Here is a 13,245-nt window from a genome sequence, read left to right on the forward strand (position 1 = left end):
CACACGCATGACCAGCACCTCCAGCACCCCCAGCACATTCCGCTACGGCGGCAACGTCCATGCCAACGGCATCCGCCAGCACTACCTGCGCTACGGCGGCGCCGAGGGCGAACGCGCGCAGCGCGACGCCGTCATCCTGATCCCCGGCATCACCAGCCCGGCCGTGACCTGGGGCTTCGTGGCCGAGCACCTGGGCCGCCAGTTCGACACCTATGTGCTGGATGTGCGCGGGCGCGGCCTGTCGTCCTCCGGCCCGGGCCTGGACTACAGCCTCGATGCCCAGGCCGCCGACGTGGCCGCCTTCGCCCAGGCCCTAGGCCTGCAGCGCTGGGCGCTGGTCGGCCACTCCATGGGCGGGCGCATCGCCGTGCGCGCCGCGCGCAGCCAGCCGGTGGGGCTCACGCGCCTGGTCATCGTCGATCCGCCGGTCTCCGGCCCCGGCCGCCGCGCCTACCCGGCCGCCCTGCCCTGGTATGTGGACTCCATCCGCCAGGCCACGCTGGGCATGGATGCCGAGGCCATGCGCGCCTTCTGCCCCACCTGGACCGAAGAGCAGCGCCAGCTGCGCGCCCAGTGGCTGCACACCTGCCACGAGCCGGCCATCGTGCAGAGCTTCGAGGACTTCGGCCGTGACGACATCCATACCGACCTGCCCCGCATCCAGCACCCGCTGCTGCTGGTCACGGCCGAGCGCGGCGACGTGGTGCGCAGCGAGGACGTGGCCGAGTGGCAAGGCCTGGCACCCCAGACCGAGCATGTGCGCGTGCCCAACGCCGGCCACATGATTCCCTGGGACAACGAGGCCGGCTTCTACGTGGCCTTGGGCGATTTCCTCGGCGCGCGGGTGGACTGAATGTCCAACCGCAGCCCACTCCCATCCATCGCGACACCAAGGAGCCGACCATGTCCGTCAGCGATATCGATCTGATCCACGCCTGGAAGCAGGTGCTCACGCTGTCCCGGCTCGAAGCCGGCCAGACCGTCACCGTGCTCACGGGCGCCGACACGCACCCGCAGACGCTGCGCTGCGCCATTGCCGCCTCCAGCGAAATGGGTGCGCGCGTCAACCGCCTGGACCTGCCGCCCGTCAATGCCGAAAAATCACTGAGCCGCGACTCGCTGGCCTACCTGGGAACCACGCCACTGACCGGCAACCCCGCCGCCATCGCCGCGCTCAAGGCCAGCGACCTGGTGCTGGACCTGATGACGCTGCTGTTCTCGCCCGAGCAGCACGAGATCCTGCAGACCGGCACCAAGATCCTGCTGGCCGTGGAGCCGCCCGAGGTGCTGTGCCGCCTGGTGCCCACCGAGGGCGACCGCGCGCGCGTGCAGGCCGCATCCAAGCTGATCGAGGCGGCCAGGCAGATGCACATCACCTCGGCCGCGGGCACCGACCTGCGCTGCCGCCTGGGCAGCTTCCCGGCCATCTGCGAATACGGCTTCGTGGACCAGCCCGGCCGCTGGGACCACTGGCCCAGCGGCTTCGTGCTGACCTGGCCCGACGAGGGCGAGAGCAACGGCCGCGTGGTGCTGGACCGGGGCGACATCCTGCTGCCCATGAAGGACTACGTGACCGAGCCCATCGAACTCGTCATCGAAAAGGGCTACGTCACGCGCATCAGCGGCGGCCTGCAGGCCGACATCCTCAAGGAGTACATGGCCTCCTACGAGGACCCCGAGGCCTATGCCGTCTCCCACATCGGCTGGGGGCTGCAGCCGCGCGCCCACTGGTCCATGCTGGCCCACTACAACAAGGAAACCCACATCGGCATGGACGCCCGTGCCTTCGAGGGCAACTTCCTGTGGTCCATGGGCCCCAACAACGAGGCCGGGGGCAGCCGCACCACGGCCTGCCACATCGACATCCCCATGCGCCACTGCTCGGTGGCGCTGGATGGCAAGCCCACGGTCATCGACGGCGTGGTGCAGGACGAGGAAGGACTGGCGCGCGCCGCCAAAAGGTCCAAGCAAGGAAAGGACATCGCATGACAACCGCCACCACCAGCACGCAGAGCGTTCCCACCGAGGGCGTGCAGGGCGACATCTCTGCCTACGCACGCCAGGGCTTCGGCACACCGCTGCCGCTCAAGGCCCCGTTCGGCCTGCTCATCATCGACTTCGTCAACGGCTTTGCCGACCCGGCCGTCTTCGGCGGCGGCAACATCCCCGAAGCCATCGCGCAGACGCAGCACCTGCTGGCCCATGCGCGCGAGCGCGGCTGGCCCGTGGCGCACAGCCGCATCGTGTTCTCGGACGACGATGCCGACCACAACATCTTCTGCCTGAAGGTGCCCGGCATGCTGACCCTGAAGGAAGACAGCCCCAACAGCGCCATCGTGCCCCAGCTGGCCCCGGCCGCTGGCGAATACGTGGTGCGCAAGAGCACGCCCTCGGCCTTCTTCGGCACCATGCTCGCACCCTGGCTGGCCCAGCGCGGCGTGCAGACCCTGCTGGTGGCCGGCTGCGTGACCAGCGGCTGCGTGCGCGCCAGCGTGGTCGATGCCATGCAGTCGGGCTTTCGCCCGCTGGTCGTGGCCGACTGCTGCGGCGACCGCGCCCTGGGCCCGCACGAGGCCAACCTGTTCGACATGGCCCAGAAGTACGCGGCCGTGATGCCGCTGGGCCAGGCCATCACCGACACCGACGCCCTCGCCGCAGGTTGATCCCACCGCGCCAACGCGCCTATGGAGCCAGCCCTGCGCAGCCGGCCCCGGAGTGCATAACATGCACAGGGCACGCCTGAAGGCGTGCCCGCGAAGAACACCGCCCCATGAACCTGCCCCAGCCCCAAGCCCTGCACGCACAGCTGCTCACGCGCGCCGACACCCTGCTCGTGGTGCGCCAGCCCGTGGCGCCGCCGCGCCCTGCGCCCGGCCAGCCCGGCACGGCCTCCGACTATGTGCAATCCACGCCCGAGGTCTTCGTGGCCGTGCTGGCCGACGAAGCCGCGCCCCAGGGTTGGCGCGCCCTGGCCTTCAACGGCCATGTGGACCTGGGCACGGGCATACGCACGGCCCTGGCGCAGATCGTGGCGGAAGAACTCGAAGTGCCTTTGGCGCGCCTGGACATGGTGCTGGGCCACACGGCCGCCGCGCCCAACCAGGGCCCGACCATTGCCAGCGCCAGCATCCAGATCTCGGCCGTGCCGCTGCGCCGCGCCGCCGCCCAGGCGCGCGAGCAGTTGCTGGCACTGGCCGCGCAGCAATGGAGCGTGGCGGCGAACCGGCTCCAGGCGCACGAAGGTGTGGTGCGCTTTGCCGATGGCAGCGATGCCCGCGAACTCGGCTATGGCGATCTGCTGCGCGGCCAGCAGCTGCAGCTGACGCTGGCCCCGCCCGATCAGGAGGTGAAGCTCAAGCCCGCCAGCGAATACCGACTCGTCGGCCGTGGCGCGGCGCGCGTGGACATCCCCGCCAAGGCCACGGGCGAGCTGAGCTTTGTCCATGATATGCGCGTGCCCGGCATGCGCCATGGCCGCGTCATCCGCCCTCCGCACCCGGGCCGCGACGGCGGCAGCTTCATCGGCCGCTGCCTGGTGGCAGTGGAGCGCGACTCCGTGGCCCACCTGCCTGGCAACGTGCAGGTGGTCACCGAGGGCGACTTCGTCGGCGTGGTCGCCGACCGCGAGGAACAGGCCATTGCCGCCATGCGCGCGCTGCGCGTGCAATGGCAGGCCGTGCCGCCAGCGCCTGACTTATCCGATCTGGCTGCGGCGATACGCGCCAATCCCGTCCAGCAACGCTCGCTGGTGGACCAGGGGTCTGTGGACGACGCCTTCGCGGGCGTCGGCACGGGTACGGCCACCGAACTGCGCCGCAGCTACGTCTGGCCCTACCAGATGCATGCCTCCATCGGCCCGTCCTGCGCCGTGGCCGATTTCAGCGAGGGCCGTCTCAAGCTCTGGGCCGGCACGCAGAACCCCCACATGCTGCGCACCGACCTGGACCGCCTGCTGCAACTGGGCGAGGACCGCATCGAGATCGTGCGCCTGGAGGCGGCCGGCTGCTACGGCCGCAACTGCGCCGACGATGTCTGCGCCGACGCCGCCCTGCTGTCCATGGCCGTGGGCGCGCCCGTGCGCGTGCAGCTCACGCGCGAGCAGGAACACCAGTGGGAGCCCAAGGGCACGGCCCAGCTCATGGACGTGAGCGCGGCCATCGATGCCCGGGGCGAACTGCTGGCCTATGACTTTGCCGTGCGCTACCCCTCCAACGACGCGCCGCTGCTGGCCCTGCTGCTCACGGGCCGCATCCCGGGCGAGCCGCGCACGCTGGAGATGGGCGACCGCACCGCCGTGCCGCCCTACCGCTATGCCAGCCAGCGCATCACCTGCCATGACATGGCGCCCATCGTGCGCTCGTCCTGGCTGCGCGGCGTCTCGGCCCTGCCCAATTCCTTTGCCCACGATTGCATGATCGACGAGCTGGCCCATGCGGCCGGTGCCGACCCCGTGGACTACCGTGTTCGCCACCTTGATGACCCGCGCGCCATCGAGCTGATCGAGGCCACGGCCCGCCACGCGGGCTGGCAACCAAACCAGCCGGGAAGCCGGGGCCGCCCCGGCGCCGACGGCCTGCTGCACGGGCGCGGCGTGGCCTATGCGCGCTACATCCACAGCCGCTTTCCCGGCTTCGGCGCGGCCTGGGCCGCCTGGGTCATCGACATCGACGTGGACCCCGCCAGCGGCCGCATCGCCGTGCGGCGCCTGGTCGTGGGCCAGGACACGGGAATGATGATCAACCCCGACGGCGTGCGCCACCAGATCCACGGCAACGTCATCCAGACCCTGAGCCGCAGCCTGATGGAGAAGGTCGCCTTCAATGCGCAAGGCGTGGCCAGCCGCGAATGGGGCAGCTACCCCATCATCGGCTTCCGCGACCTGCCTCCCATCGAAGTGGTGCTGATGCCGCGCCAGGATGAGCCCCCCATGGGCGCTGGCGAATCGGCCTCGGTGCCCGGCCCGGCCGCGCTGGCCAATGCGCTGTTCGACGCCACCGGCCGTCGTTTCTATGCCGCGCCGTTCACGCCCGACGTGGTGCGCGCCGCACTGAATGCCGCGCCGAACGCCACGCCAGAGACTGCACAACCCGCCTAGTCTTTCAGCGCCCCCGCATGCCGCAGGCACTGCGCACGCCAACCGGCGTCGTCCTGCAGTTGCAGCGCCGCCTGCAGCGCGCGCGTGGGCGCCACGCCCTGCTGGGCCATGAAGCCTATGGGCGTGACCAGCTCGGGCGAGCGCAGCGGCCGCGCCACCAGGCCCGGCATGTGGCGCACCGTGGCCACCATGGCGCCGGGCAGCACGGTGGTCATGCCATCCGTTCCTTGCGCCACGGCCATCACCAGGGTCAGCACGGAGTTGGTTTCCATGGCGGGCTGCACGGTCATGTCCACGGCGGCGAAGGCCTCGTCGATCACGGTGCGGTTGTGCATGTCGGGGGTGAGCAGGCACAGCGGCATGCCGGCCACTTCGCGCCAGGCGATGTCGGCACCAAAGGCAAAGGGCCGGCCCTCGCCCTGCCCATCGCGGCACTCGGGGCACTCGCGGCACAGCAGGTAGTAGTGCTCCTCGTACTGGGGCCAGGACTGCAGGCGCGGTCCGCGCGGCGGCATGCGCGCGCTGTAGCCCAGGGCCAGGTCCAGCGACAGGTCTTCGAGCCCGCTCTCGATCTCGGCCGAGCTCATGGACAGCACCACGGGCGTGATGCCCGGATGGTGCTCGCGCAGCAGGGCCGCAAAGCGCGTGAGCATGGGCATGGCCGTGGGCACGGCCGCCATGCGCAGCTGCCCGCGCAGCGCGCCGGCGGCGGCGCTCAGTTCCTGGCGCAGGCCTTCCTCGGCCCGCAGCATGGCCAGGGCCGTGGCCAGCACCTGATCGCCCTCGGGCGTGAAGCCCGCGAACGAGCGGCCCCGGCGCACGATGACCGTGCCGAACTCCTCCTCCAGCGCGCGCAACGCATTGGACAGCGCCGGCTGGGTGATGTGGCATGCCAGCGCCGCGCGGCCGAAATGGCGGTGCTCGTTGAGCGCCGCCAGATACCGCATCGAGGTCAGCAGGTTCATGCCGGCGGCGCCAGAAGGGTCAGGTTCCCTGGCTGACGGTGATCGTCGGGAACTTGCTCGTGAAATCGCGTGCCTTGAGCGCCACCTTCACGGCCAGGTCGCGCGCCACCTTCTTGTAGATCTGCGCGGCCTCGCTGTCGGGCTCGGCCACCACGGTGGGCTTGCCGCTGTCGGCCTGCAGGCGGATCTGCAGCGACAGGGGCAGGGCGCCCAGGTAGTCGATGCCGTACTCGGCCGCCATCTGCTTGCCGCCCTCGGCGCCGAAGATGTGCTCCACATGGCCGCAGTTGGTGCAGACGTGGGCCGCCATGTTCTCCACCAGGCCCAGGATGGGCACGCCCACCTTCTCGAACATCTTCACGCCCTTCTTGGCGTCGATCAGGGCGATGTCCTGGGGCGTGGTGACGACCACGGCGCCCGTCATGGGCACGCGCTGGGCCAGCGTCAGCTGGATGTCGCCGGTGCCGGGCGGCATGTCCACCAGCAGGTAGTCCAGATCCTTCCAGTTGGTCTGGCGCAGCATCTGCTCCAGCGCCTGCGTGGCCATGGGGCCGCGCCAAATCATGGCCTGGTCGTTGTTGACCAGGAAGCCGATGGACATGACCTGCACGCCATGGCTTTCCATGGGCTCCATGGTCTTGCCATCGGGGCTTTCGGGGCGGCCCGAGATGCCCATCATCATGGGCTGGCTGGGGCCGTAGATGTCGGCGTCCAGGATGCCCACGCGCGCGCCCTCGGCGGCCAGCGCCAGCGCCAGGTTGGCCGTGGTCGTGCTCTTGCCCACGCCGCCCTTGCCGGACGAGATGGCGATGATGTTCTTGACGCCCGGCAGCAGCTGCACGCCGCGCTGCACCGCATGCGCGGCGACCTTGGACGTGATGTTGACCGAGACATTGCCCACGCCCTCGACGGTCTTGGCCGCCGCGACGAACTGGCCGCGCAGCGCCGGCACCAGGCTTTGCGCCGGATAGCCCATCTCCACGTCGAAGGCCACGTCGGCCCCCGTGACCTGCAGGTTGCGCAGGGCGCGGGTGCTCACATAGTCCTTGCCGGTGTGGGGGTCGAGCACGCTGGAGAGCGCGGCCAAGAGCGCTTGTTCTGTGACTGCCATTGCTTTGATTACTCCTAGAGCCGGATAGTCTATCCAAGGCCCCAAGCCCTCGCCCGCGCGAGACAATGCAGGCCCCGCTGGCTTTGTTCCCATTTCTCCCGCCTTTTTCCGCGAAAGATCCGCCCCGTGAAATTCAAGATGGCCCACAACTCCCTGTTCGCGATCCTGCTGCGCTCGCGCTGGTGGATCAGCATCGCGCTGGCCGCGCTGGTGACCCTGGTGTCCACGGCGCTGCTGCCCAAGGACATCGCGCCGTTCGCCGCCATCACCGCCCTGCCCTTCTTCGGCATAGGCTGCGTTGCCGCCTGGCGCCAGCTGCGCGCGCCCAGCCCCGCCAAGGTGGAGCAGGCCCTGGAGATCGCCGCCCAGCAAAGCTGGCGCGAGTTCGCCGATCGGCTCGATCGCGCCTGGCAGGCCGAGGGCTACACCGTGACCCGCCTGTCCGACAAGGACGGCGCCGACTTCGTGCTGGAACGCGAAGGCCGCACCACCGTGGCCAGCGCCAGGCGCTGGAAGGCCGGCGTGCACGGCATGGAGCCGCTGCGCGCCCTGCTGGCCGCAGGCCAGGCGCGCGATGCGGCCACGGTCTGCTACCTGTCGCTGCAGCCGCCGGCCGAGAATGCAGCCGCCTGGGCCAAGCAGCAGGGCATCGCCCTGATCTCCGGCAAGGACCTGGGCTCCCTGCTGGCCAAGGCCTGATTCCTTCGGGGTCATCCCCTGATCTGATGACGGCCGGCGCGCGGCACACTCCAGGCATGCCCGATGCCGCGCCCTCACCCGACTCCAGCCTCCCTCCCCCCAGCACCGGACTGCTGCTCAGCGGCGGCGGCGCCCGCGCCGCCTACCAGGCCGGCGTGCTGGAGGCCATTGCCGAGATACGCCGCGCCTGCGGCCAGCAGCATGGCCCCAATCCCTTCCCCATCCTGGTCGGCACTTCGGCCGGCGCCATCAACGCGGCGGCCCTGGCCTGCGGCAGCGACCATTTCGACCGGGCCGTGCGCCGCATGTCGCGCATCTGGCGCAACCTGCGGCCCGAGGACATCTACCTGTCCGACTCGCTGAGCGTGCTGCGCAGCGGCGCGCGCTGGCTGACCCTGCTGTCGCTGGGCTGGGCCCTGGCGCGCTGGGGCCGCATGCGCCCGCGCTCGCTGCTGGACAACCAGCCGCTGGGCCGCCTGCTGTCGCGCGGCCTGGTTCCGCTGGAACGCCTGCCGCAATTGATCGCGGACGGCCACCTGCGCGCGCTGGCGGTCTCGGCCTCCAGCTACACCACCAGCGAGCATGTGACCTTCTGCCAGGCGCAGGACCAGCTCCAGCCCTGGGTGCGCAACCAGCGCAAGGCCGCCGCCGCCCAGATCACGCACGCGCACCTGCTGGCCTCCTCGGCCATTCCCTTCATCTTTCCGGCCACGCCGCTGCCGCTGGACGGCGCCACCGAATACTTCGGCGACGGCTCCATGCGCCAGACCGCACCGCTGGCGCCCGCCATCCACCTGGGCGCAGAGCGCATCCTCGTCGTGGGCGCGGGCCGGCGCACCGAGCCGCCGGCCAGGCCTCCGCCGGAAGGCGCAAGCTACCCGTCGCTGGCCCACATCGCGGGCCACACGCTGTCGAGCATCTTCCTGGACGCCCTGTCCCTGGACGTGGAGCGTGCCGAGCGCATCAACCAGACCCTGGCCCTGATCCCGCCCGCCGACCGCGAACGCAGCCGGCTGCGCCCGCTGCAGTTGCTGGTCATCTCGCCGTCCGAACGCATAGACGCCATCGCCGCGCGCCATGTGGGCCAGCTGCCGCTGCCCATGCGCACCCTGCTGGGCGCCCTGGGCGTGCGCCAGGACGCCAGCGACCCGCGCGGCGCCGCCCTGGCCAGCTACCTGCTGTTCGAGCGCAGCTTCACCCGCGAACTCATGGCCCTGGGCCGGCGCGACGCGCTGGCGCGGCGCAGCGATATCGAGCAGTTCCTGGGCTGGCAGCGCCCGCTGGTCGCCAGCTGACGCCTGCAGCCAACAGGCCTGGCGCAGCGAAGGCCCTCAACAACTCCCCGTATGTCCGCCTGCACGGAAAAGCCATCGCCGCCCCACAACCGCCCAGCCCTTCTAGAATGTCAGGTTCCCCCGAGAAAGCCGCCATCCATGACCGCACGCAAACTCTTCGTCACCACCGCCCTGCCGTACGCCAACGGCAACTTCCACATCGGCCACATCATGGAATACATCCAGGCCGACACCTGGGTGCGTGCGCAGCGAATGCAGGGCAACGCGGTCAACTTCGTGGGTGCCGATGACGCCCACGGCGCGCCCATCATGATTGCGGCCGAGAAGGCCGGCAAGACGCCCCAGCAGTTCGTGGCCGACATCGCCGCAGGCCGCAAGCAGTACCTGGACGGCTTCCACATCGCCTTCGACAACTGGCACAACACCGACGCGCCCGAGAACCACGCGCTGGCCCAGCAGATCTACAGGGACCTGAAGGCTGCCGGCTTCATCGAGACGCGCACCATCGAGCAGTTCTTCGACCCCGAGAAGAACATGTTCCTGCCCGACCGCTTCATCAAGGGCGAATGCCCGCGCTGCCACGCCAAGGACCAGTACGGCGACAACTGCGAGGTCTGCAGCGCCGTCTACGCGCCCACCGACCTGATCAACCCCTACTCGGCGCTGTCCGGCGCCAAGCCCGTGCTCAAGAGCTCGGAGCATTTCTTCTTCAAGCTGTCGGACCCGCGCTGCGTGGAATTCCTGACCGAATGGACCCAGGACGGCCAGCACGTGCAGCCCGAGGTGGCCAACAAGATCAAGGAATGGTTCAGCGTGCGCACCAACCCGGACGGCACGACCAGCGAGGGCCTGGGCGACTGGGACATCTCGCGCGACGCGCCCTACTTCGGCATCGAGATCCCCGATGCGCCGGGCAAGTACTTCTACGTCTGGCTGGACGCGCCCGTGGGCTACCTGGCCTCGCTCAAGAACCTGCTGGACCGCCGTGGCGAGGACTACGAGGCCTACATGGCCGACCCCGCGCTGGAGCAGTACCACTTCATCGGCAAGGACATCATCACCTTCCACACGCTGTTCTGGCCCGCCATGCTCAAGTTCAGCGGCCGCAAGACGCCCACCAAGATCTGCGTGCACGGCTTCATGACCGTGAACAACGGCGAGAAGATGAGCAAGAGCCGCGGCACCGGCCTGGACCCGCTCAAGTACCTGGGCCTGCAGATGAACCCCGAGTGGCTGCGCTACTACCTGGGCGCCAAGCTCAACGGCAAGAATGAAGACATCGACTTCAACCCCGATGACTTCATGGCCCGCGTCAACTCCGACCTGATCGGCAAGTACGTGAACATCGCCTCGCGCGCGGCCGGCTTCATCGCCAAGCGCTTCGACGGCAAGCTGGGCACGGTCAGCGAAGATGGCCAGGCCCTGCTGGCCCAGCTGCGCGGCCAGAGCGAGGCCGTCGTCCAGGCCTTCGAGAACCGCGACACGGCCCGCGCCGTGCGCGAGATCATGCAGCTGTGCGACCGCGTCAACGAATACGTGGACGCCAACAAGCCCTGGGAGCTGGCCAAGCAGGAAGGCATGGACGCCCGCCTTCAGGACGTGTGCACCACCTGCATCGAGGCCTTCCGCCTGCTGACCATCTACCTGAAGCCCATCCTGCCGGCCGTGGCCGAACAGGTGGAAGGCTTCCTGAACGTGGCGCCGCTGCAGTTCGCCGACGCACAGAACCTGCTGGGCGCCGGCCATGCCATCGGCCTGTACAAGCACCTGATGCAGCGCGTGGACGTCAAGCAGCTGGAGGCCCTGTTCGAGGCCCCCGAGCCCGTGGTCGAGAAGGTCCTGCCCGGTGGCGAGGAAATTGCCGAAACCATCAGCATCGACGACTTCGCCAAGGTGGACCTGCGCATCGCCAAGATCGTGGAATGCAAGCCCGTGGAAGGCTCGACCAAGCTGCTGCAGCTCACGCTGGACGTGGGCGAAGGCAAGACACGCAACGTGTTCTCCGGCATCTCCAGCATGTACCAGCCCGAGCAGCTGCAGGGCAAGCTCACCGTGATGGTGGCCAACCTGGCGCCGCGCAAGATGAAGTTCGGCATCTCCGAAGGCATGGTGCTGGCCGCCAGCCACGCCGATGAGAAGGCCAACCCCGGCATCTATGTGCTGGAGCCTTTCCCAGGCGCCACACCCGGCATGCGCATCCACTGAAGCAAGGCATCCATGTCCCGCAAGCCCTCACGGTCCCCGGCCCTGGGGGCTTTTCTTTGCCTGTGCGCCGCGGCCCTGCTGTCCGGCTGCACCGTGGTGGCCGTGACCGCCACGGCGGTCAGCGTCACGGCCTCGGCCGTGGGACTGGCCGCAGATGCGGCCGTGGGCACGGTCAAGATCGTCGGCAAGGGAGTGGGCAAGGCCGTCGATGCGATGAGCGATGACGGGGCAGCCGCAGACAACAGCGGCATCACGGTCCGCTACCGCACGCCCGATGGGCAGCCTCTGACGCCCTGAGGCTACTGCCCGGCGTAGCGCCCGGGCCGGTGGCTCACGGCCAGGAACACGCCCATGACCACGGCCGCCAGCACCGACCAGGCCACGCGCTCGAAGGGCACGACCCACAGCGCCAGCAGCACCACGCAGCAGTCGATGGCCATCTGCACCTTGCCGGCGCGGATGCCGTAGCGGTCCTGCAGGTAGAGCGAGGCAATGGTGGCGCCGCCCAGGCTGGAGCGGTGGCGCGCCAGGAACAGCAGGCCCGAGCCCATGAGCAGGCCGCCCGCGATGGCGGCAAAGGCCGGGTGCAGGTAGTCGATGTGGATGAGGCGCGGCCCCATTTCGGTGATCAGCGACAGCGCGCCCACGCAGATGAAGGTCTTGACCGTGAAGGTGCGGCCCACGCGCGTCCAGGCAAACCAGTAGAACGGGATGTTGATCGCGAAGAAGACCAGGCCGAACGGCCAGCCCGTGGCGTAGTGCAGCACGAAGGCCAGGCCCGCCGTGCTGCCCGTCAAAAGCCCCGCCTGGGCGAACATCATCATGGCGATGCCCACGAACAGGGTTCCGGTGAAGAGGGCCTGGACATCCTCGAAGAGGCCATGGCGCAGCGAAGCGGTGGCCGAAACAGGCGCAGCGGGCGCGGCAGCGGGTAGGGAAGGCGTGGACATTGTCGGGGTGATGACAGATCTATCGTCGCAAAGGCCCCGGTTCGGAGCCTTCACCGTACCCATGGGGTGTCATAGGTACAAACCCGGATTCTAGAGACTGTTGCCCCGGCGCGCTGTGGCGTGCAGGGTACAGCGCATCGCAGGATGCTTGCAGGAACTTGCAAGGGCCTGCTGTCAGGCGCCGCCGTGCAGTTTCTCGCGGCCGGCGCTGCGCAGCACGCGTCCGTCGGGCCCGAAGGTCACGGTGAACTCCATGTCGCGCGTGGGGGGATCGATGTAGTTCCAGTCCCAGTCGGTTTCCTGCTTGAGCTGGTAGGGCGTGATCTTGGCGGGCTTGCCCAGCATGCGGCGCACCTGCTCCTCGTCCATGCCGGGGCGGATCTTCTCGAAGTTGTGCGGCGCCAGCACCTGGCGCAGCGCGCTCATGCGGCCATCGGTGCCGATGGTGATCATGTAGTTGCGGCTGCCGGCGGGCTGGCGGTTGTACTCGAAGGTGCGCGAGCCGTCGGGCTCGGTCCAGATGCGTTCGGGCTCGCCAAAGCGGGCGCGGACGTCGGCCTCGGTGGACAGGCCTTCTTCGAGTTCCTTGATGTTTTGGGGATCGCAGCCGGGCAGCGAGAGCATGCCCATCACGGCCACGGCAACCCCCAGAAGACGGGAGACTAGGTTCATCGGCGGTGTCCCGGTAAAATCACGCGATTCAAGAGGTTATCAGACTATGTCATTCTTTCGCCGCCCCGACTATCGCTCCGACGCCACCAACTTCATCAACGATCTGAAGAAGCAAAAGCCCGAGCTGCCCAGCCAGCAGCTGGCCGGCCGCTCGCTGCTGTGGGACAAGGACGTGAACCACGAAGTCTGGGAAGACCTGCGCGCCGGCCGCGTGGACCAGAAGCCCTACGTCTACCAGACGAACTCCTGATTG

The 13,245-nt window shown here is 69.1% G+C and carries 13 protein-coding genes; 9 read left to right on the forward strand and 4 right to left on the reverse strand.

Annotated elements, in window-relative coordinates; all coding sequences use genetic code 11:
• Positions 1 to 7 precede the first annotated feature (7 nt).
• From ACF8ML_RS00320 to ACF8ML_RS00335, 4 genes are all read left to right on the forward strand, one after another.
• Positions 8 to 853, forward strand: coding sequence for an alpha/beta fold hydrolase (locus tag ACF8ML_RS00320; protein ID WP_392405831.1), 846 nt, complete (start codon positions 8 to 10; stop codon positions 851 to 853).
• A 50-nt stretch (positions 854 to 903) separates the two neighbouring features.
• Positions 904 to 1,989: a 2,5-dihydroxypyridine 5,6-dioxygenase gene (locus ACF8ML_RS00325; RefSeq protein WP_047326013.1), complete on the forward strand. Its 1,086-nt coding sequence runs from the start codon at positions 904 to 906 to the stop codon at positions 1,987 to 1,989.
• Complete coding sequence (locus ACF8ML_RS00330) at positions 1,986 to 2,663, forward strand: N-carbamoylsarcosine amidohydrolase (RefSeq protein ID WP_392405833.1); 678 nt, start codon at positions 1,986 to 1,988, stop codon at positions 2,661 to 2,663. The genes ACF8ML_RS00325 and ACF8ML_RS00330 overlap by 4 nt, the downstream gene beginning before the upstream one ends.
• Positions 2,664 to 2,770: 107 nt before the next feature.
• Positions 2,771 to 5,095, forward strand: a complete 2,325-nt coding sequence (locus tag ACF8ML_RS00335; protein WP_392405835.1) for a molybdopterin cofactor-binding domain-containing protein — start codon at positions 2,771 to 2,773, stop codon at positions 5,093 to 5,095.
• On the opposite strand, the gene ACF8ML_RS00340 is transcribed toward ACF8ML_RS00335, so the two are convergent.
• Positions 5,092 to 6,060, reverse strand: coding sequence for a LysR family transcriptional regulator (locus tag ACF8ML_RS00340; RefSeq protein WP_047326016.1), 969 nt, complete (start codon positions 6,058 to 6,060; stop codon positions 5,092 to 5,094). The two genes, ACF8ML_RS00335 and ACF8ML_RS00340, sit on opposite strands and share 4 nt — an antisense overlap.
• A gap of 19 nt (positions 6,061 to 6,079) precedes the next feature.
• A complete protein-coding gene (gene apbC, locus ACF8ML_RS00345) occupies positions 6,080 to 7,171 on the reverse strand; it encodes an iron-sulfur cluster carrier protein ApbC (protein ID WP_012203771.1) in 1,092 nt (363 codons plus the stop codon).
• A gap of 138 nt (positions 7,172 to 7,309) precedes the next feature.
• Between apbC and ACF8ML_RS00350 the strand changes: the two genes are divergently transcribed.
• The 4 genes from ACF8ML_RS00350 (at position 7,310) to ACF8ML_RS00365 (ending at position 11,667) form a co-directional block, all read left to right on the forward strand.
• Positions 7,310 to 7,870 carry a restriction endonuclease gene (locus ACF8ML_RS00350; protein ID WP_016449037.1) on the forward strand — a complete coding sequence of 187 codons (561 nt, stop codon included), beginning with the start codon at positions 7,310 to 7,312 and terminating at the stop codon, positions 7,868 to 7,870.
• A 56-nt stretch (positions 7,871 to 7,926) separates the two neighbouring features.
• Positions 7,927 to 9,165, forward strand: a complete 1,239-nt coding sequence (locus ACF8ML_RS00355; protein WP_012203769.1) for a patatin-like phospholipase family protein — start codon at positions 7,927 to 7,929, stop codon at positions 9,163 to 9,165.
• Positions 9,166 to 9,303: 138 nt separating this feature from the next.
• Entirely contained in the window at positions 9,304 to 11,370 is a 2,067-nt protein-coding gene (gene metG, locus ACF8ML_RS00360; RefSeq protein ID WP_046238958.1) for a methionine--tRNA ligase, read from the forward strand.
• A gap of 12 nt (positions 11,371 to 11,382) precedes the next feature.
• Positions 11,383 to 11,667, forward strand: a complete 285-nt coding sequence (locus ACF8ML_RS00365; RefSeq protein ID WP_123692809.1) for a hypothetical protein — start codon at positions 11,383 to 11,385, stop codon at positions 11,665 to 11,667.
• A 2-nt stretch (positions 11,668 to 11,669) separates the two neighbouring features.
• Here ACF8ML_RS00365 and ACF8ML_RS00370 read toward each other — a convergent pair whose 3' ends face one another.
• Positions 11,670 to 12,320, reverse strand: a complete 651-nt coding sequence (locus ACF8ML_RS00370) for a YitT family protein (RefSeq protein ID WP_088166256.1) — start codon at positions 12,318 to 12,320, stop codon at positions 11,670 to 11,672.
• Positions 12,321 to 12,494: 174 nt separating this feature from the next.
• On the reverse strand, positions 12,495 to 12,992 hold the full coding sequence (gene bamE, locus ACF8ML_RS00375; RefSeq protein ID WP_012203765.1) for an outer membrane protein assembly factor BamE: 498 nt from the start codon (positions 12,990 to 12,992) through the stop codon (positions 12,495 to 12,497).
• Positions 12,993 to 13,038: 46 nt separating this feature from the next.
• On the opposite strand from bamE, the gene ACF8ML_RS00380 reads away from it, so the two are divergent.
• Entirely contained in the window at positions 13,039 to 13,242 is a 204-nt protein-coding gene (locus tag ACF8ML_RS00380) for a DUF3460 family protein (RefSeq protein ID WP_012203764.1), read from the forward strand.
• Positions 13,243 to 13,245: the final 3 nt, after the last annotated feature.

This window comes from Delftia sp. WSY_10, assembly GCF_043104705.1.
Classification (GTDB): domain Bacteria; phylum Pseudomonadota; class Gammaproteobacteria; order Burkholderiales; family Burkholderiaceae_C; genus Comamonas; species Comamonas tsuruhatensis.